The sequence below is a fragment of the Streptococcus entericus DSM 14446 genome (assembly GCF_000380025.1).
Classification (GTDB): Bacteria; Bacillota; Bacilli; order Lactobacillales; family Streptococcaceae; genus Streptococcus; species Streptococcus entericus.
This window is the reverse complement of record NZ_KB904185.1, coordinates 18,511-38,369: the sequence shown is the minus strand read 5'-3', so window position 1 is coordinate 38,369 and position 19,859 is coordinate 18,511. Positions and strand designations below refer to the sequence as shown.

At 36.6% G+C, this 19,859-nt stretch carries 24 protein-coding genes and 1 pseudogene; 4 read left to right on the top strand and 21 right to left on the bottom strand.

Going from position 1 to position 19,859, the window contains the following annotated elements:
• Nucleotides 1-9: 9 nt before the first annotated feature.
• The 15 genes from A3GW_RS0109620 to A3GW_RS0109545 form a co-directional block, all read right to left on the bottom strand.
• Entirely contained in the window at nt 10-378 is a 369-nt protein-coding gene (locus A3GW_RS0109620; RefSeq protein WP_018369078.1) for a hypothetical protein, read from the bottom strand.
• A 58-nt stretch (nt 379-436) separates the two neighbouring features.
• Entirely contained in the window at nt 437-712 is a 276-nt protein-coding gene (locus tag A3GW_RS0109615) for a hypothetical protein (RefSeq protein WP_018369077.1), read from the bottom strand.
• Nucleotides 713-828: 116 nt separating this feature from the next.
• The gene (locus tag A3GW_RS0109610) at nt 829-1,248 is read right to left on the bottom strand and encodes a hypothetical protein (RefSeq protein WP_018369076.1); all 420 of its coding nucleotides are present in this window, start codon (nt 1,246-1,248) and stop codon (nt 829-831) included.
• Nucleotides 1,205-2,476 (bottom strand): replication initiation factor domain-containing protein, encoded by a 1,272-nt coding sequence (locus tag A3GW_RS0109605; protein ID WP_018369075.1) that lies wholly within the window; start codon nt 2,474-2,476, stop codon nt 1,205-1,207. The genes A3GW_RS0109610 and A3GW_RS0109605 overlap by 44 nt, the downstream gene beginning before the upstream one ends.
• Before the next feature lie 277 nt (nt 2,477-2,753).
• Nucleotides 2,754-4,415 (bottom strand): FtsK/SpoIIIE domain-containing protein, encoded by a 1,662-nt coding sequence (locus A3GW_RS0109600; protein WP_018369074.1) that lies wholly within the window; start codon nt 4,413-4,415, stop codon nt 2,754-2,756.
• An 11-nt stretch (nt 4,416-4,426) separates the two neighbouring features.
• Nucleotides 4,427-4,885, bottom strand: coding sequence for a hypothetical protein (locus A3GW_RS0109595; RefSeq protein WP_018369073.1), 459 nt, complete (start codon nt 4,883-4,885; stop codon nt 4,427-4,429).
• 2 nt (nt 4,886-4,887) lie between these two features.
• Nucleotides 4,888-5,193, bottom strand: a complete 306-nt coding sequence (locus A3GW_RS0109590) for a hypothetical protein (RefSeq protein WP_018369072.1) — start codon at nt 5,191-5,193, stop codon at nt 4,888-4,890.
• 67 nt (nt 5,194-5,260) lie between these two features.
• On the bottom strand, nt 5,261-7,324 hold the full coding sequence (locus A3GW_RS0109585) for a MucBP domain-containing protein (protein WP_018369071.1): 2,064 nt from the start codon (nt 7,322-7,324) through the stop codon (nt 5,261-5,263).
• Nucleotides 7,325-7,335: 11 nt separating this feature from the next.
• Nucleotides 7,336-8,982 (bottom strand): right-handed parallel beta-helix repeat-containing protein, encoded by a 1,647-nt coding sequence (locus A3GW_RS0109580; protein ID WP_018369070.1) that lies wholly within the window; start codon nt 8,980-8,982, stop codon nt 7,336-7,338.
• Nucleotides 8,983-9,148: 166 nt separating this feature from the next.
• The gene (locus A3GW_RS0109575) at nt 9,149-9,487 is read right to left on the bottom strand and encodes a hypothetical protein (RefSeq protein ID WP_018369069.1); all 339 of its coding nucleotides are present in this window, start codon (nt 9,485-9,487) and stop codon (nt 9,149-9,151) included.
• A 273-nt stretch (nt 9,488-9,760) separates the two neighbouring features.
• Nucleotides 9,761-10,006, bottom strand: a complete 246-nt coding sequence (locus A3GW_RS0109565) for a DUF4160 domain-containing protein (protein WP_018369067.1) — start codon at nt 10,004-10,006, stop codon at nt 9,761-9,763.
• The gene (locus A3GW_RS0109560) at nt 9,999-10,250 is read right to left on the bottom strand and encodes a hypothetical protein (RefSeq protein WP_018369066.1); all 252 of its coding nucleotides are present in this window, start codon (nt 10,248-10,250) and stop codon (nt 9,999-10,001) included. The genes A3GW_RS0109565 and A3GW_RS0109560 overlap by 8 nt, the downstream gene beginning before the upstream one ends.
• A gap of 33 nt (nt 10,251-10,283) precedes the next feature.
• Nucleotides 10,284-10,541, bottom strand: a complete 258-nt coding sequence (locus A3GW_RS0109555) for a Txe/YoeB family addiction module toxin (protein WP_018369065.1) — start codon at nt 10,539-10,541, stop codon at nt 10,284-10,286.
• Nucleotides 10,538-10,801, bottom strand: a complete 264-nt coding sequence (locus A3GW_RS0109550; protein ID WP_018369064.1) for a type II toxin-antitoxin system Phd/YefM family antitoxin — start codon at nt 10,799-10,801, stop codon at nt 10,538-10,540. The genes A3GW_RS0109555 and A3GW_RS0109550 overlap by 4 nt, the downstream gene beginning before the upstream one ends.
• 1,145 nt (nt 10,802-11,946) lie before the next feature.
• A complete protein-coding gene (locus A3GW_RS0109545) occupies nt 11,947-12,318 on the bottom strand; it encodes a hypothetical protein (RefSeq protein WP_018369063.1) in 372 nt (123 codons plus the stop codon).
• 76 nt (nt 12,319-12,394) lie between these two features.
• On the opposite strand from A3GW_RS0109545, the pseudogene A3GW_RS12105 reads away from it, so the two are divergent.
• From A3GW_RS12105 to A3GW_RS11100, 4 genes and pseudogenes are all read left to right on the top strand, one after another.
• A pseudogene (locus A3GW_RS12105) lies at nt 12,395-12,520 on the top strand (helix-turn-helix domain-containing protein); the annotation flags it as partial.
• 111 nt (nt 12,521-12,631) lie between these two features.
• On the top strand, nt 12,632-12,964 hold the full coding sequence (locus A3GW_RS11735; protein WP_026216688.1) for a helix-turn-helix domain-containing protein: 333 nt from the start codon (nt 12,632-12,634) through the stop codon (nt 12,962-12,964).
• Nucleotides 12,965-13,390, top strand: coding sequence for an ImmA/IrrE family metallo-endopeptidase (locus A3GW_RS0109530; protein WP_018369061.1), 426 nt, complete (start codon nt 12,965-12,967; stop codon nt 13,388-13,390).
• A 1-nt stretch (nt 13,391) separates the two neighbouring features.
• The gene (locus A3GW_RS11100) at nt 13,392-14,111 is read left to right on the top strand and encodes a restriction endonuclease (RefSeq protein WP_018369060.1); all 720 of its coding nucleotides are present in this window, start codon (nt 13,392-13,394) and stop codon (nt 14,109-14,111) included.
• 465 nt (nt 14,112-14,576) lie between these two features.
• Here the strand turns inward: A3GW_RS11100 and A3GW_RS0109520 are convergent, their stop codons facing one another.
• The 6 genes from A3GW_RS0109520 to relB all read right to left on the bottom strand — a co-directional run bounded on the left by A3GW_RS0109520 (nt 14,577) and on the right by relB (nt 19,834).
• On the bottom strand, nt 14,577-15,794 hold the full coding sequence (locus A3GW_RS0109520; protein ID WP_018369059.1) for a site-specific integrase: 1,218 nt from the start codon (nt 15,792-15,794) through the stop codon (nt 14,577-14,579).
• Nucleotides 15,795-15,806: 12 nt separating this feature from the next.
• On the bottom strand, nt 15,807-16,073 hold the full coding sequence (locus A3GW_RS0109515) for an excisionase family DNA-binding protein (protein WP_018369058.1): 267 nt from the start codon (nt 16,071-16,073) through the stop codon (nt 15,807-15,809).
• Nucleotides 16,074-16,091: 18 nt separating this feature from the next.
• Nucleotides 16,092-17,195, bottom strand: a complete 1,104-nt coding sequence (locus A3GW_RS0109510; RefSeq protein WP_018369057.1) for a CHAP domain-containing protein — start codon at nt 17,193-17,195, stop codon at nt 16,092-16,094.
• On the bottom strand, nt 17,192-19,099 hold the full coding sequence (locus A3GW_RS0109505) for a DUF4013 domain-containing protein (protein ID WP_018369056.1): 1,908 nt from the start codon (nt 19,097-19,099) through the stop codon (nt 17,192-17,194). Before A3GW_RS0109505 ends, A3GW_RS0109510 begins: the two co-directional genes overlap by 4 nt.
• A 116-nt stretch (nt 19,100-19,215) precedes the next feature.
• Nucleotides 19,216-19,557: a type II toxin-antitoxin system RelE/ParE family toxin gene (locus tag A3GW_RS0109500; RefSeq protein ID WP_018369055.1), complete on the bottom strand. Its 342-nt coding sequence runs from the start codon at nt 19,555-19,557 to the stop codon at nt 19,216-19,218.
• Complete coding sequence (gene relB, locus A3GW_RS0109495) at nt 19,547-19,834, bottom strand: type II toxin-antitoxin system RelB/ParD family antitoxin (protein ID WP_018369054.1); 288 nt, start codon at nt 19,832-19,834, stop codon at nt 19,547-19,549. The genes A3GW_RS0109500 and relB overlap by 11 nt, the downstream gene beginning before the upstream one ends.
• Nucleotides 19,835-19,859 lie beyond the last annotated feature (25 nt).

Below are 19,859 nucleotides of genomic sequence, written 5' to 3'. Positions count from 1 at the left end.
GTTACCTCCTCACTGTAAAAAATGCCACTCACCTGAGACATAACCTAAAACATATACCCTATCACTGAGACGTTCTTCAATCTCATTGCGATGATAATCTAACCAGCTCTCTAATTGACCTTGAGCTTCAAGTCGATCATAGTCATCCTCGTCTATCAGCTTTGTCCAAAAAGTGGCAACCTCCCTATCGTTTTCAATCGTATAGCTATTGACATAAACATTGTTTGGGTGAATACCACCTGCTGTCGGAATTTCAAGACCATCAAAATAATCATCTAAGCGATCAATCATTTCTTCTGGAAGTTCTAAGAAATGCTGACCATACATCGTATTTTCACAGACTTCACTGTAAAAATCATAAACAACTGTAACTGACATAACGTCCTCCTTAAATAAAAAAGAGGTAAGGAAACTAGCACCTTACCTCCACATAAAATTAGTTAAATTCAGCAACTTTATGACCAATTGCACTCATCACTTTACGAGCTTTAGAGACAACATTATTCTGATAATAGTAGGACTTCAAATGTTGAGCAAGCATATCAACCATATAAGGTGGCAAAGTCAACCCCTCACGATTTTTTTCTTTAAGCAATTCATTCAGCTCTCCAGCTTTCGTCCAAGCCTCATCATAGTTTCTTGAGGTCAAGCAAGTTGAAAACTCCTGAGCAACATGTAGCAATTTTTTATCAGCATCGGTACGTTGTGCCATTTTTATCACCTTTTATCTTTCTTTAATTTCTAAAATAATCCTATAACAAATCTTTAACTTTGATAGGGTGGTGGGCTTCTGATTTTCATGATTAAACTCCTTGTGATATTTGATAACTACCGATTAAATGTTCTTAAGTGCTTTAACAAGCGATAGTAACTGATTAAATTATAGAGACAAGCAGCCTTAACATCGTCTGTTTCTGACAACAGTGTTGTCAAAAAATTAGAGCGCTGTTTTTCAGCTTCCTTTGCTAATGCTATTTCGTAGTCTTTCACCTCTTTTTTGTAAGTGTACTTAATGGACTTATCGCCTTTATAAGCTAATGAGCGACTTTTTTGGCTTAACAAATCCAAGCTTTGACGACGAGCTACAAAGTCGGTTGACCTCAACTCTGATTTATAAAAATAAGCATCAGGTAATAGAGACACTACTTGATGAATAATTAAATCGAGCTGGTCAATGTTAGTCGCTAAGTATGTTTCAATGGGATCAACTTGCATACTCTGCCAACCGTTCTCGTAAATAATCGGCATCTGATGGAGATAACTGTGCTAAAATCGTTTCAGCCTCCTCCGTCAACTCACCAGCCTCCAGCACAATGTCCAAATAAGCTGTATTCATCACCTTATCAGCTTCTTCAATTAAACGTAGCGAATTTGAAACTTGATAAATGAGCCATTTTATCGTCTTTTCTAAAGAATATGGCTCTGGAGAGACTGCTAAATTGACAGGTTCAACACCACCAAACAAAGACTGCCATTTATCGTCTGGCAAATATGCACCGTAATCGTTCGTACTGTCATAAAATTCTAAGCTTTTAGAGATAATTCCTTTGGATAAATCTTCTAAGGGCACACCTGAAATAAATTCTTCTACCCAGCCATGAGCAACTGACTGGCTCATACGAATTTCATAGCGATTCCAAATCCCAAAGACCTCCAAGGCTTCAATAACCGTCATACGCTCTTTCTGTGCCAACTCATAACGCTTCTCGTAAAAGTTAAAATAGCAGTTGCTCTGTCGACTACCAAAGTAAATCGATATACCTTCACTACTATCATCGACCTCGTCATCAGAACCAAGAGCACCTCCACCGATAAAATTCCATTTTCTAAGTCGGCCGTGTGTCAGCTCTTTTTTATAGACTTTGGAAATCAAGTCTGACAGTTGAAGATGTTCTTCTTCATGATCATAACCCTTATAGAGTTCATCAAGAGCTAAGTCAATGCGAGTAACCTTCATATCCGAGCGCTCAAAAGCCATTTTCTGTAGTGCTTGTAACCAAGTCTTGTTTTCACGTTCTAACAACAATTCAAACTGACGACAACCTGCACCAGATAGTTGCACCGTGATTTGATAGTTACCTGTCTTCGTCTTATCTGCATAATCAAATATCCAGATGTCTCCTCGTCGCCACAAGTTAGAATACTTCATCAGTTTAGTCTCAACACTGACAAAGTCTGATAGCGGACAGTAAAGATACGTTTGACAGAAGAAGTCTAAATCGGTAACGTGCTTAAATGTTAAGCGCACATAGTCAATCATGATGCGTAAACTCCCAGAGCTAGAATCTAAATAACCCAGTCTTTGTTTGATGTCACGAAACTTATCAGCTGTCAGCAACCTCTTACCTTGTTCGTAAGCTCGAATAGTCGCTACTGGTAAATCGATTAGCTCAGAGAATTCATGTTGAGTAACCCTAATTTTATCTTTTCGCAAAGCGATTAAATGCTTTCTATCAACTAACCTATCTTTTGGCATTTTTCCTCCTTTTTAGCCGAAAAAGTCATACGCTTTTTTGGCAAAAGTAATACAACGTCGAAGCGGGCAAATCCCTTGTCCCACCTACGTTTACGGGGTCTGACTTCGTGTTTTTTTGATTTTCTACCCCCCTATTAGAAATTGGGGGGTTAATCCTTATCCCCTTGCTAGAAATAGCAGTTGCTGTGGCGGCGTGTCGGCACGAGGGCTTCGCCCTCGATTGCCACTTGCCACTAGCACTACTACCTCTAGCAAGGAGATAAATATACCTTGCCACCTACTTCTCCCCAAAATAAAGGGACAAGAGGTCTTTCCAAGTGCCATCAAAAGTCTCTTTTTGGCTAAAAAGAGAGCCTAAAACAACACTATCCGCTTCAGAAAATTGATACTTGCCATCTACCATCAAAAACTGGTAATATTCTCCCTCTTCCATTAAGCCAATAAGATGGCGAATAACTTGAGGTTTTTTACCAAGTTGTTTTGACAATACAGTCATATCAATCGTTTCGACATCTTCAGTTTCTTCGAAATCGCTAAAATCTTCTTCAGACTGATGAGGAAGATAGGGCTGATTAGAATTTGATTGACTAGTTTGCTCTGTCCAAATCGGCTCAAGCGGTTCTACCTTCGCAAACTCATCAACAAAAGAAAAGCCCTTCTCAAATGGTACATACGGAGAATAAAACTCACGAGCAATTTCTCCAGCATTAGCAATGTACCCACGTCCGTAAACTTTTTTACCGTCAATTTCATCAATTTTCTTAAATTCTTTATTACGGTTGGCATCACCATACATCATCACATAACCAGAATCCTCAAGATGCCCAACAGACAAACGTTTCATAAAATTATCTCTTAAAGAAGTTTTAATATACTCACCGTCTGCACGTTGCATCGCAACAACCATAAAGACCCCAGCCTGACGACCTTTCAGGACAATTTGAGTTAAGTAGTCAATAACTGCTTCTCGGATTTTATAGTCTTTTTCAAGTTCTGCCATGAGAGCGGCCCATTCATCAAAAATAAGAAAAAGAGGTTTAAAACCATAAGCAGAGTAACGTTTCCCTGCCTGATACTCTGGATGCTGTGTCATCTGCAAATAGCGTTGATTCATAAATTGAACAGCATCCGCTAACATTTGAACCATGTCATCTTTTTCCCAAAAAACACGATTATGAAAAACTGGAATATCCTTAAGACCAACAAAATCCGATTTTTTGGGATCAGCAATCCAAACATGACCAATCTTGATTAAGCCGTAAATCAAAGACATTAAGCTAACGGTTTTACCGCCGCCAGTACCACCAGAGACCAACAAATGTGGCTGTTCATTGAAGTCCCAATAAACATCAGCCATCAAACGTAGACCTTTATCAGTCATCTTAACGTCTGAAACATTAATACGCCCAGAAAACTGGTCAATAGCGATAGTGTACGTGACAAAGCCTTTAGTAAAGTTTTTAGCCATAAAGTCACCATCAAACATGATTTCAAGGTCACTTCCTAAACGTAAAAAGCGATCTTGAAACTTATTGCCTCGTAAAATAAAAGTGACATCAAGAAAATATCGGTTACGCTTAAGATAGACTTTGGGTAGCTTAATACTCTCTCTACCGTTGGTTTTTTTAGCAATATAATAACCATTATTAATCAAGAAATTAGTTATCACTTCCAGATTATCCAAGCGATTAAAAAACAATATAGAATGATAGAGCTGTTTTTGAATAAAAAACAACATCAACATGCTACTAAGTAATAAGCCTGCCAACAATGAACCATAAAAAAGAGGTTGTTTAGTGACTAAATCTTGATTTAACCAAGCAAAGCCTGCGATGCCAAACAAAACAGGCGATAACATAACAAAATAAGTTATCGCCTTGATGTTTTTGTAAAAAGAACGGACACGAATACCTCGATAAGGAAAAAGCCTACGAAGCATTAGCTACCCCCTTATTTGTTTGGCTTGTCAGATTTTTCGTCTGGTTTTTGATGATTTTGACCAGGTTGATTAGTTGCCTTCTTCATGACCCTAGTCGCAAATAGATTGTAAATGTCACGACCATCAATAGACGAATAAGTCATGTCTAGGTGTTCTAATGACACAGGTTCACGATGTTTTAGTCCAAGACTTTCTACATCATTTTTTGTCATTTCTGTCAATAAGATAAAAACAGTCCCTTCTTGTGTCATTGATGTCGCAGAAATCGTCACCCCACGAATTTCTCCTGTGTTAACAGAGACCGTACGACCGTTTTCAACCTGTTCTTCGTAAACAATCTCATCGCCTTCAATTTTTCCAAAGCGAAGCTCACCTAAAGCAGCTGCCACGTCAATAGCTTGACTTAATCCACGATAAGATTTTCCGCCAATCTCTACTTTTTCACCGAAGTCTAATCCAATCTTTGCCATGTTTAATTACCACCTTTCATAATTTCAAGTTTTTTAGCCAATACGTTAAGAGCAGGGGCAACATTTCGACCATTTAAAGCATAATCTGGATAAAGAAGTCCCCCTACAACCCTAACCTGTGCATCAAATGGAATAACATCAGCTGTATCATCAGTGATGATATGTACAACACCATGACGCTCACTGTTGACAATATGTCTAGCATACTTCCCAGCCTTACCATTTACTGTTCGAGGCGCTTGCCCACGCCCTTCATAATAAAAAGTTCCCAAAAAGTCGTCTTTCAATACCAATGTTTCTTGTAACATAAATTTTTTCCTTTCAAATAATAAGCTCAAGGCTAGATTCCACTACTAGCCTTGAGAAATGCAATAATTAATCTTTCTTACGACCAAAACCAAGTAAACCTAAAATACTGCTCAATGCACCTGCTAGAACCGTAAATAAGCTTCCTCCTTCTCCTGTCTCAGGAAGACGAGGAGTATTTGACGGTACTGGTTTCTCTGGTGTTTGTGGTGTTTGTGGATTTTTAGACTTCTCAACAACATTTTCGACAAGTTGATAAATAAATTTAACTGAAGTTTCCCCTTCAACAACTTTACCAACAGCATTTTCTGGAACTCTTACAAGCTCATAAGAATAAGATGTTATAACAATTTTAGAATCAGTCTCAACAACTTTATCTACAGGAGTTAAAGCCCTCAGCTCTTCACTAGTCAATTCAGTAACAGCATAGTCTGTCCCAACAACATCATCACGCTTAACATCAGTTTTTGTTTTAAGCACTTTACCATCTTCAGTAACGTGCTCAACTGTAACAGAACCACGCTTCATAACTGTTTTAACAGTTTCATTAAGACGATAAATATATTTAACAAGAATGTCGTCTAAAGAAGAATTACCACTAAAATTTGAAGGGATTTCTACTAACTTATAAGAATAAGTAATTGTTTCAATCTTATCATCTGTCTCAACAATTTTAGGATCAGGAGACAAAACTTTCAATTCATCTGGGGTCAACTCAGAGGTTGAGTAAGCAGTACCAACATTAACATCGCGCAAAACATTAGCCTTAGCCTTCAATATTCTACCGTCTTCAGAAACATGCTCAACATAAACATTTGAACGAGGAATCATAAGAGCAGAAGAATTTACTTTATCACCAACTAAATTAATATAATGCCTGAATTTATTAGTCACATTTGAGCCATCGGTATAAGCAATTGTACCAGTAGTAGAAAGTCCAATAATTTTTTTATTTTGAATATCTAAAGTCTTTTCAGAACTATCAACCAGCTGCATAACCTTACCCAAATCAATAGAAAAAGTACCAGATACATCAATATCATTCAATACTTTTAAGGCAATACGCCTTGGTGCTACAGCAACAACTTCAAACTGCCCCTTAACAACTTTAGTCAAAACAACACCTTGAGGATTAATCTGGCTATTTTCATATAATCCACGAGAGTTAGTCGCAGAAAGAACATCACCAACTTTTAATTTAGAAGCATCAAACAAAATACCAGAGCTAGCATCTAAATCAAAAAATAAATTAGTACCAGCTAAAACAGGCTTAGAAGAATCTGTATAAAGCACATAATAATATCTTTCACCTTCAACCTTTGAACCGTTACTAGATACACGTGCACTCGAACCTCCTGAACCTTCCTCTATTTTAGAAGTTGCATTAGTAAAATCAACTTTAGGAACTTCTACAATAGTCGAAGATAGTATCTTATCACCTACACTAATACTTGATTCATACGAATAATCTTTATTCGCAATTAAATGAAGAAATCGAGAATTATCATAACCAAACACATAAGAAATATCACGATAATTAACAACATTATCATTGAATGTAACCCTTAATTTACCAATACTTGTAAAATCCAAATCAACCGATTGTTTAGCAGGATCACTATTTTCCAAGGCATTGAGTTGCTCATTCGGAATAAAATCAGAAGAATCAATTATTGACAAATTTCCAATAACAACTCCATCTTCAGATAAAATCTCTTTATTAACTAAGCCTGTTTCAGAATCCAAAGGAAGATTAGAAAAGTTATAATCAACACTATCTCCACTTTTTAAGTTACCTTTAACTTCAGTCTTTACATTAACAGAAAAACGAGACTCTCCTGAGCCAACGGAATCAACTGAGATATCTCCAGAAACTTGAAGCTCAACCCCCTCAGTAGTTGTAACACTTACAGGCTCTTCATTCATTGTATTTTCGGAAACCGAATTGGTTACAACAGATGAAACTAGCGGTTCAGGCTGGATTACTGTAACAGCAGATGTTGTTACCTCATCCGCTAAAGCTGTAGTATTACAAGAAATAATAACGGAGCCAAGAAGAGCCATAGCAACAAGACCTCCTTTAGCTTTACGATTATGCTGAATTGATTTAGTCTCCATAAATTTATTAAACATAGTTCACCTCATTAATTATTTTTATAACCAACCTCATTATCCTTATAAGAAAGATCTGTGTTGGCTTGTTCAGAAATTGAAATATCAGAAGAAACAGGATTTTCTGTACCTTCAAAATTGTTATCATAATAAACAGTTGGATTGTCCTTAGACCAATCCGTAACGGAACGAACACCTTCGGAAGCATCCACACTATTAACAGTAACACCATTACCATTAATAAATAAATTTCCACGTTTATTTGCATCTTCTTTACTGTTATTGATTACAAGACTATTTTCGATAATATTCTCAGAACCACCAACAATAGCAATTCCAGCCAAACCATTGTCAGTAACTTCAGACTCTTTAAACGTTACATCTTTTACACCCTGAGCATGTATCCCAAATTCACCATTATCATTAGACGAAAAATTAGAAACAATAATATCAGAAGCATTTTTCAATAACATACCAGAAGTAACATTCGAACTCGCTTCAACATTATCAAGTGTAATATTATTGACAGAATAATATCCATCATTTTTAGTTTCAATAATAATGCCTGATTGAGCATTATTATTGAATGTAGAGTTTTTTACCAAAACATTGGTAATATCTCCATAAGTGATTGTCAAACCATTTTTAGCATGACGGACATGAACATTATCCATTGTAATATTTTTACCAAAATGCTGAATTGTCACTCCTGCCAAAGGAGTTGATAGAATTTCAATATCCTTAAAAAGAATATTTTTACCTTTCGCAACACCTAAAGCATTATCATGCCAGTCATCAGACTTAAATGCAACATCTAGCTTTAATCCTTGGACAGTAATATCACTAACCCAATCAGACTCATCCTCATAATCAATACCTTCCTTATCCGAACTAGATAAGAAACCAAGAAGATGACCTCTAGGGGCTTTTTGAGTCAAGCGAATTAAAGCCCCATCAGAAAGAATATTAAGACCACTTAATTCTTTGTTTACTTCAATCTGACTTGTTACTCGATAAAAGTGCTGTGTTTTAGGAATGAATAAAGTTTTTGTCTGAGAACTAGATTTCAAAAAATCCAACGCTCGATAAAAAGCATCAATGTCATCTGTCACACCATCACCTTTTGCACCAAAATCAAGGATATTTACCAATAATTCTTGAGAAAACTCAGAATCAGAAAGATTTTCTGAAATTGGCTTTTGAGACAATGAAAGGAAGCTTCTCGCATCTTCTTCTCCAGATGGATCAAGTGTACTTTCCTCAAATATAACAGGAATATAGCTAAATTCATACAAATCAGCTAGTTCAGTTTTAATGTTTTCGTGAGTATAAGTAACAGGATTAACTACTTTATCAAGATACATTTTTTCTTGGTCACTCACATCCCAACTAATCACACGCCCAACTGGAAGATATCGTTCCTCCCCCAAAGAAAGATTAATACCGTTGACTTCCGCAAGAAAATCAACAGTTAAATTAAGCCTTTGCGCAATAGCCCAAAGAGTGTCACCCGGTTTCAAAGTATAACTTGTATCACCAAATCCAATGTAGATTTGTTCAGGACTATTAGCGACCCATGTATCCGCACTAACATGATTCATTACACCAAATAATAGACCTGCAATAGCAACTGCAACAAGATTTTTACCAAATTTTCTAAGTGAAAACGTTCTATCCATTGTATTCCTTTCTAAATAAAAAAACCACTCAATATCAGAGTAGTTATGTTTGTATAATATTTTTATGCAATAATTTTAAAAAACGGCGGTTCCCTCCCAAAAATAAAAGAAATACTTATCATAAAAATTGTCTTCCCTTCCTAATTATTTTATCTCAAGCAAAAACTTAATAAATTAAAACCCCTTTTTTAAACCATTCTGCCCTAAACTCATCTTTTCTTTTAGTATTAAAACCATATAGAAAATGTGCAAAATCAGTCGGATGTCCTTTAGAATAAAACTCCAACAACTTCGATTTATAAAGAGTGACAAACTCTTCAAGGGCATCTAAACGTTCTTCATGAGTGACAAATGGATAAACTGGAAGACGTACTAACTGATTATCAGCCAGCAATGCAATTCCAAACACCTGTCTACCCCCAGAACCGCTCTTAGAGCAAATGGTAAGCTCCAACTTTTCCTTAACACCACCACCTTTCACAACTTGTGTAGCGATAATAAACACCTACTTTCTAAATACTGTCAACTCTGATTTGACACCGACATGAACAATTGCCCATACAATCCAAATCAACAAACTAAATAGCAACAGGAGAAACCACATAACTGTCTCCTCCTCGATTTTCTAATACCAGCTCACTGGAACAATCATAACAGCCTTTTAGCTGGACATTGAACGCCAAAATACGCTGATGACACCTATTGCAATGATATATATTAACCATATTTTTCCTTTCCTTTTATAATAAAAAAGACCAGCTACTGCCAGTCTTGTCATTTAATATGCACTGTCTTGAAATTCGTCCCACATCATCTGATAACGATCAGCATTTTGCCTCACGTACTCGGCAACTTTTTTGTAGTCTTTTGATTTGAGATAACCATCTCGCAATTCACCATCTAAAAACATTGAGGCAACTTCTTCACCATGGATATAAATATGCAGGTGCGCTCGTTGTCTTTTATGGTTATGCTCATTCGTACGAATTTCAATAATAAACTTTTCAAAACTATTTCTAGGCATTCAAGATCCCCACATAATCTCTCCAAGTCTCAAGCCAATTTGTTTGATTACGCTTAATTTCCTTTTGAGCAAAGCGGATATCATAATCAGCTAAATCAATATTCTCTACAACCTCCAAAGTTTTCAATGAAAACTTGCCAATCAAATCACCATCATCGTACATTCTGACAAGGGGATTTTTAGGATTTAATTTCATGTCTTCTTTAGACAGTTCAAGAACTGTTTCTCCAAATGATTCTTTCATCGTTGTACTCTCCTAACTCTATGGCATTTACTACTAATAATGGTCTTTAGCAGAATAAATATAGATAGTATCATTTTCAACACGATAAATAAGACGATGCTCGTCGGAAATACGCCTAGACCACAATCCTGATAAGTCGTGTTTAAGCGGTTCAGGCTTTCCGATACCTGTAAAAGGAGTACGGTCTATATCGTTAATAAGTTTATTGATTTTTTTGATTGTTTGCTTATTGCCTTGCTCATGCCAATAAAGATAATCCTTCCAAGCATCATCTGACCAAGCCTTTATCATTCCTCTACCTCAATCAAATCATGTTCACGAAAGCCAGCAGTTCTAAATTGTTGCTCGCCACGCTTTAACTTTTCAACCAAATAGTTGTTTGATAAAACACGCAGCGTTTCTTGCATACTATCATAGTCCCTCTTAGATAAGACAACTACTGTATCTTCGACATCTTTGGCTGTTACAATCAAGGGTTCAACATCTTCATTGACACGGCGCATATAGGATCGTAAGTCTTTACGAAACGTTGAATAAGCCACAGCTTCCATAGTATTCACCACCTTTATTTGTTGTACTTTATATTGTACCACTTTTTATGTGATTTTACAATTTTTTACACTACCTTTCCTAAGTTTTGACTAACTTAAAAAGACCAGCAAGGTCTTTGTTGGTCTTTCTAAATCATCTAGTCCTAAACAGGACGAAACCTAGATGGTTCAGGACTAGATAAATAGCCGATTCTACTATCGGCAGTTCATTTCAATATTAAAATGCGTGCTCGTATCTTCGCACACTCAACCTTTCGGTACGTTTCACAACGTTCTTACTCGTTCGGATAAGTCACGATTTCAGCCCCTAACTTCAATTAACAAACCTCCATTAGACCTTTATCTCACCTTATCCATTAGCAAGCTAAAATAGCTCACACACCGCCCGCCTATAGTTCTACCTGTATTATCCGCCTCACTACGTTTCTTAACAGATAGGGCCTCCGTGTCTCCACAGCAGTTCTAGTTTTTCGCTCTACACAGGAAAACTAGCATAAACCCTAGCAATATTGTGGACTGATTGGAACTTGGCTGTTGAAAAAAATTAGTCCCTCGTTGTATAATTTAACTGAAAACTTCTCCAAGGATTTCAACAAATCTACAGAAAGGAGGATAGTCGCCTACTAGCTAGGCTAATAAAGACCAATGTCAAGTGGTATAGCCGCGGTTTCGGCCGTCTTCCTCTTGACTTTTTTTTTTCATAACCAAGCTCTAATCAATCCACAAGCCAGCCTACGAAATTTGACTTTTTGACATAAAACGCTTATAATAAAAGTGTTCAATTTTTATTTGTGCGTTGGTCAGCAAGAGTCATTCTGCGGCTGGCGTGCTTTTTATTTAGTTTTCAATGTTCTTGTGAATAATCACTCCTCAAACAAGTTATTATTTACTTTTTTCAAAGCGTAAAGATGATGTTAACTTGGATATGATTTCCTCTGATAGTAAAGTGACTTATCAGGGAAACCAGCTATCCACTGAATAAATTCAGCAACTCCTCCATTTTTTGAAAAAGTTGTAAAGGACATCTCCAATCTTTAATATCCCGTTGAGATACTTCTATTATATCTCAATGAGATATACGTGTCAAGTGTTTTTTCTAAAAAAATTTAAAAATGCAACTAGAATTTTCTAGCTGCACTGCTACACTATTTGGATTGTTTCAAAAGCTCCTGATAAGCAGGAGAATCTTTCAAATAATAATCATTAACTGAATCAAGAAAAGCAAAACTCAGCTTACCGCGATCAAAGGTATAGGCAACCGTTTTGCCACTAGCCCCACCAGTTAAGGTTTGTTTTTCCTTGTCAATGCTAAATAAGTATTTATCATTTGGCTCATAATAATAAGTAAGAGTATTGCCTTCAACGATAACTTCAACCTCTTCTCTCATCTTATTTAAATTATTAGAATAAGTAAAGTACTCACCGTCCATATTATCTGAAACAGACGGCGAACTAGAGCAAGAAACCAAAAAAACAACGGACAGCAATAAAGCTAAAACAGATAATATTTTTTTCACGATAGCACTCCTTTCTTCTATTATATCAAATTATGAATATTATTTCAATCATCACATCACACTTAGGAGGTACTCGATGTTTACCGAACGTTTAAAAGCCTTACGAAAAGAAGCTGGTTTAACTCAAAAAGAGATTGCTACTTCTTTAAAAATTGGTCAAAACTCCTATTCAAACTGGGAAAACGGAAAAAGAGAGCCGATATTCCCTACAGTAGAACAATTAGCACGTTTTTTCAACGTGTCTACGGACTATTTACTAGGTCTTTCAGATGTTAAAAACGCTGAACAAGAAAACGAGTTATCTAAACAGCCTATCTTTACCGAACGCTTAAAAACCTTACGAAAAGAAGCTGGTTTAACTCAAAAAGATATGGCTGAAAAATTCAGTACTTCTCAGCCCTCGTATCAGCAGTGGGAAAGCGGAAAACGGACACCTAACTCTGACAGCTTAGACAAACTAGCCAACTTCTTCAACGTGTCTACGGACTATTTGCTAGGCAACACTGACTATAAAAATAGTTTAGAACAAGATATTGAAGAAGCCATTCAGCGCTCCGTTGCCTACGATGGTAAACCAATCACTGATAACGATAAGAAAATTATCACCGATTTCTTAAAGGACTACTTTGCAAAGAAAGGTGATTAGGTGGACGTCAAGCAACTTATAAAACAAGTCGAAAAACAAGGCATCACCGTCATTTTCTTAAACGGTCTTGACGAACCTGGTCGACTGATAGAGGTTAACGGTCAACCTATAATGTTTATTGATAACAGTCTCGATAATCTAACGACTTACAATGTTATTTTGCATGAACTATCTCACTATGAAAATGACCACCTCAATAACATTCTCAGCCAAATTCCAACCTATGCGCACCATCTGGAACATGAAGCTGAGAAAGACAGAATTATCAATTTTATGTCTCTTGTCAATGAAGAATACCCTATCGACGAGACTTTCAACTATGTCAGTTACATGAAATTTGCTCAAGTTCCGAGCCGATACGAAAACCTTGTTAAAGAAATGTCAAAACAGTTCTACAATCGTAACAAAAAAGAAAAGAGGATATAATATGTTTGCTTTATTCAAAAAGCAAAATCAACCTACGGAAACAAAAGCAACTAACAATAAAGTGACGTTTCAAGAGCTATTGGATATTAAAGATATTAGAGTAAGAAGACCAAGTAATGGCATCTCTAGTATAATTGAACAAACAATCCTAGATGTACTAAGCTCACAAGAAGATAAAGGTGGTAAAAAATTAGTTCAGCTAGTCAGCTATATTTTTAATCAACTTGGATATCATACCAAAATAAATGATGGGTTCAATGATAAAAAGCAAGATGTCCTGATTTTTCAAAATAAAGATGATGATAAGCCGATATTAGTTATACAATGCAAATCGTACAGTCCTCAAAATACAAAAGACCGCATTAAAATAGGTGCTTTATCAGATTTTGTAGCCTATACAGAAGATTATAAAGACTGTAGAATGTTTCTGACGACATCTTACTTTTACCCAAAGACTATTGAAGATTTTGCAGACAGAGTAATTTTAGTTGATCGTATTGGGTTCATAGCTCTTCTCTCAAAAGCTTTTCCAATTGAGACAGCTAATGTCATGAACACACTATCACTTCATGATATAAAAGAAAACTGTAAAGAGTGCAGACACGGTAAACTTCAACTCCTCTTTTTCAATAATATTCCAAATTTCAAATGCACAAACTGTGCTACAAAGTATAAAGCAGTCAACAGACAACCTGTACTTTACAAAAGAGAAAAATATTAAACGGTTGAGCATAAAAAGCCCTTAACTACTCGCAATAGTTGAGGGCTTTGGTATTGCAATAGACACACAACAAAAGGCACTAGTTCACTAATACCCTTTGTCCTATAACTATTGACTAAAGCTATACAATTTATCGCATTCCACTAGGGCAAATTTTGATATTTTTGACTCGATTTTAGTTAGTTTTACACCATTTTTTTGCCCTAAACCGATAAAAGTATTTGAAATTAGATAAAAAGTAGCCTATATATTACGGTCAAGAATTAGCTTAAATAAAAGCAGTTGCTTACAGGTATAATGACTGGCTCAAAAACCAGGTCTTAAGAAAGCTCGTAAAGCTTCACAATTTTCAAAACGTTAATATCGGCTATATATCAATGTTTCAAGCACTCAAGAGTTTTATCTTGGGTGTCTTTTTTTATTCAAAAATTCAGAAACTGCCTGAAAAACTGCCTGATATTTGCCTTACTGGTTTTTAGGAAGATTTTCTAAAGCAATTTCACCTACTGTTTTTGGTATTGTTTCAATGATATTAATATAGCTTTTAGTAGTCTCAGAATCGCTATGAGTTAGTGCTTCTGAAATTTGACTGAGAGAATATCCTGCCAATTTGGCTAATGAAGCTCCTGTGTGACGCAACATATGTGGTGTAGCATGAGCTAGCTCAGGGTGACGTCTTTCTATTGATTTCATTCTATAATTTAAATAATCAATATGAAGTCGCTTGTTGACACCTCCTTTTCTATCTTCATAGGTAAAGACAAACTGTTTATTAGTTTGCCGAATTTTGTATCTTTTAAGGATTAATTTTTGTTCTTCTTTCCATTTTTCAAGAATGGTCATTAGAAATTTAGAAACAATGAAACTTGTCTTCTTCTCACCTTTGGTAGCTTTGACATTGCCGAACCTATCTAGAGCCTGAACAATAAAAATTTTATTGTTAATAAAATCAATATGTTTCCATTGAAGTGCATAAGTCTCAGATTTCCTGTCTGAGAGGAGGAAAGTTGTGTAGAAAAGGGCGTAATCCATATAGGTAAGGTCGCCATTACTCAGGTCTTCTTCAACGGCATTTAACCATTGAGACAATTCATGACCATTCAAGTACATTTCCTCCTCGTCTTTTGCTCGTTCAATTTGTACTTTTTTAACAGGTTTTATACGACTAATACTTTTTTTCAATCTATTTCCTTCTATCATTTCTAATTCCTCTGCCCAATCAAATACGGAGTTGACATAGCTTCGTATGACTTTAAAATTGGCATATTCATTAGCTTTATTGGTAAGTCTGTTCAGAACTAATTGTTTATTACTCATAAGGTATTTTAGTGAATATTTACCGAACATAGGTAGAATATGTAGTCTAAACATATTTTCAGATTGAAAAACTGTGCTAGTAACAGGAGGAGTATTGGTATTTGTAGTCTGACCTGCTTTATAGGCATCAAGCCAGTAGTTATCATAGAACTCTTTGAATGTCATTTCGTTTTGCGACAAGTTTACATCACGTCCAACTCGTAAATCAGAAATTTTTAGTAGGATTTCAGATTCTGCCATCTTAGCTTCTTTTCTGGTTTTAAATCTTTTGACATAGTATTGTCCCATACCTAGTTTTTTCTGCATATCATGTGGGATATAGAGTTTCAGTTGGTAACTTCCTGTCTTCAATTTTTTGATAGCCATATTTACCTCTTCCTAGTATTGTAATTGATTCATCCACTTTCTAATCTCTCCTTTATCAAAGCGAACGGTTTTTCCAACCCGAATTGCTGGTAATCCTCGAATTATCCATGTATCTAGAGTATTATTTGAAACACCTAAATAGTTACAGGCTTGCTTTTTGTTCAAAAATGGACTATTTATTCCATTATCCTCTCTAAATTTTTCAATCTCATCTTCGATAAGACGACCAATGAGATGTTGAATTTCATTTACTTGTTCTTCTTGTAAGATAACTTGCATGCTATATTCCTTTCTCGTTTATTTTCCAATGACATAAGTAAATTGTTTAGCTGTCCCAGCGTCAAAGACACGGTAAGATATGATACCTAGCCCTACTGCGTTTGATTCTGAAATAAGAACTGTACCATCAGACCTAACTTGTTCGACAAATGCTACATGGCCATAAGTAGGATCCGAACCAGCTTCACTTGGAGAGAAACTTATCGCACTATGCTCTGTCGGTATATTAGTCGTTGTATAACCAACTTTATGTTTCCAGTCGCCACCATTGCCCATATAAGGGTCAAAGGTTATACCAAGTTCTTTGCCACGATTCCAAACAAACCAAGTACATTGCCCCCATGGATATGAGCTTGTTATATATCCAGAGGTATTAATAGCTTTTGTTAGGCTATACCCTGTGGGTATATCACTTGAGGTCACACCACCTCCATCTCTAGGTTTTGCAACAGACGTAGGGGCTTTTGGTGTACCACCGTGGTTATCAATCCATTGGTTGAGTTTTGCCATCACCTCTGCACGTCTTATTCCCGAACCAGACGTATCTGTGAAGTACACGCCCCCATCAGTTGCAACATTAAGGGTTCCTCTGGCAAATCTCTGCGCTTTCTCATCTTGAATTTTGAAGGTTTGGTTGCGATTGTTAATTATGGTTTGTTGGGTCAATGCTACTACAGCGGTTTTATCATTATAATGAACCGCATTTTCTGGGTTTGAATCAAAAGCACCGTAACCAAACATATTTGCCCCAGGCATAGTGGCAACCCCAGCCGTTCCATAAGAACTTTCCATTTGAGCGATGGCTACAATTGCTCTGACATCTAAACCAGACTGTTTAGACCATTCCAGTAGAAGTTTTCCGTTGATACGACTTTTATCATAGGGAATACCCGTAGAATCTAAAAATCCATCTAGTTGTTCAGAGGTAATACCATAGCGATGGACTAAAAGGTTATGCGTGTAGGGGTCACCATCAGACCAATGTTCTGTATACCTGATACCGTCTACCGCAGAAGTAGAAGATGTTGAAGTAGGGGAACTTGCCCCCATAAAAAGAAAAAGCACCGCAAAAAGTGGTGCCGATAAGAAGAATAGGAGGCTAAATCGTTTGAAGATTTTCATGATAATACCTCCTGAGTTCTAACATTACCCGAACGAAACTGAGATAGTTGCTCACGCATGGCTTGTTCTTTCTCAAGATACCTTTTGAATTGCCTTTCAGGGCGCTCTAGACGGCTCCTACGCTCTGCGCGAAGTCTTTCCTTGGTTTTCTGATTGTAAGCCGATTGACGGAGCTGAGAGACCCTAGCACGCTTGTCTTGAATCACCTGACCTAACTCATCTAATCGGTTACGAGCCTCATTAGCTCTAACCTTATCTTGATCATCATTGGTTGCGACTGATTTAGCATAATAAACACCGTATTCAGCGCTCTTGAGTCCACGTCTAAGATTAAGAAAAGCTGAGGAAACCTGTTCACTACGGTGAGCTTGTTGTGCTTTTGCTTCTTTATAGCTTACCTCATAACTTTCTCCGTTTTGTTCTGCTCGTCTAGCTTTGGCTTTTGCAAGGGAATCTGAAATGGCTTGACTAGCATTGTGATAACCCAAATTAACTACTTGTCGAGTCTTGGTCTTCAGTCCTTCTTTGGCAAGTGTCGTAGAACCTGCTAGAACACTGCCAGCAACCGCTAATTTTGCCTGTGTATTCTTTTGTACACGTCCTAAGGTATTTTCTTGGAGTTTTCGTCCAGCACTATCAATACGTCTTGTGAAACGATTAGAGATATGACGAATACGATCTGCTGTCAGAATAGACAGGAAGAAGTCTCGTTTTTTCCAGATGATAATGAGGACAATGGCTTTTAGGACGTAACCCACAATCATATTATCAAAACCGATAGCAGTGGTAATCGTTGTTAGGATATTGTTAAAGTAGAGAGCGATTGTCGCAAGTAGGGTCATGAGACCAGAAAGGACAATCGTTCCACCTATTTTTTTGGTGATATTGAAGAGAATATTTTCAAAAGTTGGTACCATAGCAAGGATTAAAGCAAAGGGAGTAAACACCAATATGATAAGCAGTGCAACATTCAGGATAAACTGCATGATGGCAAAGAAAACGAGTATTAAGCCCATCAGCAAGGCTTCAAGGACTGCTACAATAGCGTAAGAAAACATGGCACCCCAGTTGGATTTAAGCATCGAGTTCTTTGGTTCATCTTCACTTCCAGCTAAGTCTTTGATTGATGTTTCTGACTCTCCATTAGAGACTTTGAAATCATCATCACCATCATTATATTTCACAAGACTTTGGAACTGTTTATCTGTCAAGGCAAAACCATTGTCTGTTTTCGCCATATCGGAGTTCATATACTGATAAGGTGTCCAAATAGCGGACTTAGCATATTCTGTTAAAGCACCATCCGCATTTTTGGCTTTAATGGAGGTTCCTGTTAAACTCTTTGTGACGGTAGAGGATAAGTTAGTTGTGATCGATGTGGTATTCGTGTAGAAACGAGCAATAACATAAGTACCATCACTGTATTTTGAGAAAAATAGAATAGAACAGGCAAAAACCAAGAATAGTCTGATGAGTGTTTTAAAGAATGACCCATGCTTGATGAAATAGACATAAGCAAGGTAGATGGCCATGCTTGCGCCGATTAGTGGAAGTAGAACATTCTTAAGACTGTCAAAAATAGAGGCTGTCGCTGAGATAATGTCAGAGACATAAGTTGCAAAGAGTTCAGGTGATTCCACCAACTTTTCGTAGATAGAAGCAAAGATGGTGAAAAGAAATTTGGCTATCCAGAAGACTGCTTGTACCAATTTATTGATGAGATAGAGCATGGCAGTATCTAAGCCAAACCATGAATCTTGAAACCAAACTTTACTGGTAATCTGAGAGAGGTTATTCTTGATGTATTTATAATTAATCTCAGAAGCGAAGGCCGTCATACTGGTGACTAAAGAGCTAGTAATTGTGATGATGGTTATCAGTAGTTTAATTTTTCTTGGTTTCATTGGTCTCCTTTCTGCGTTATTTAGATATAAAAAAACACCTTGGATAAGGTGTAATTGTTGTATTCTGATCATTCTTCATCGAAGAAAGAACATCATCTGGATGATTAAAATCTTCTTTAAGGATTTAGGTTTTTGAAGAGATTTTCCAAATTGTTTAGGTAGTCTGTTTTAGAATGGATGATTCTTAAGACATCCACGCTCTCCTCACGGACAAGATAAAAGATGAGATAGTGTTTGGATGGAATCATTCTCAGATTACCTTGAGGAAAAATCCTTCGGTGAACTTTTGAATCAAAGTCAATATAGCCAAGAGGTGAGACATAGAGAAAGTTAATAGCATCTTGCAAGCTTTTCATAACTTTCAATGCACTTGTTTCAGAAAATTCTTCCACATAGTAATGGAAGATATTGTCCAAGTCCTCTTCGGCTCGTCCTGAAATCTGTACATTATAAGCCATATTTTGCGAACACCTCACTTGCTGGTTTGGTCTTACCATTTAGGACATCTTGATATCCTTCATCCAGTTCAGAGATAAGTTCATTTAAGAACGATTCTGCCTGTATCTGTTCTGGTGTTTTGATAGGAAGGTCTTTCGTGATAACAACTTGCTCTACAAATAAATTAAGGGCATCAGGAAGTGAGATATGTTTTTCTTCCAAAATTTCTTTAGCTTGATTAAGCATTTCAGCATTGACACGGAAGTTATATTGGCGGTCTCTCATTAGTGTAGTCATGTTATTCTCCTTGTTACCTTTATGT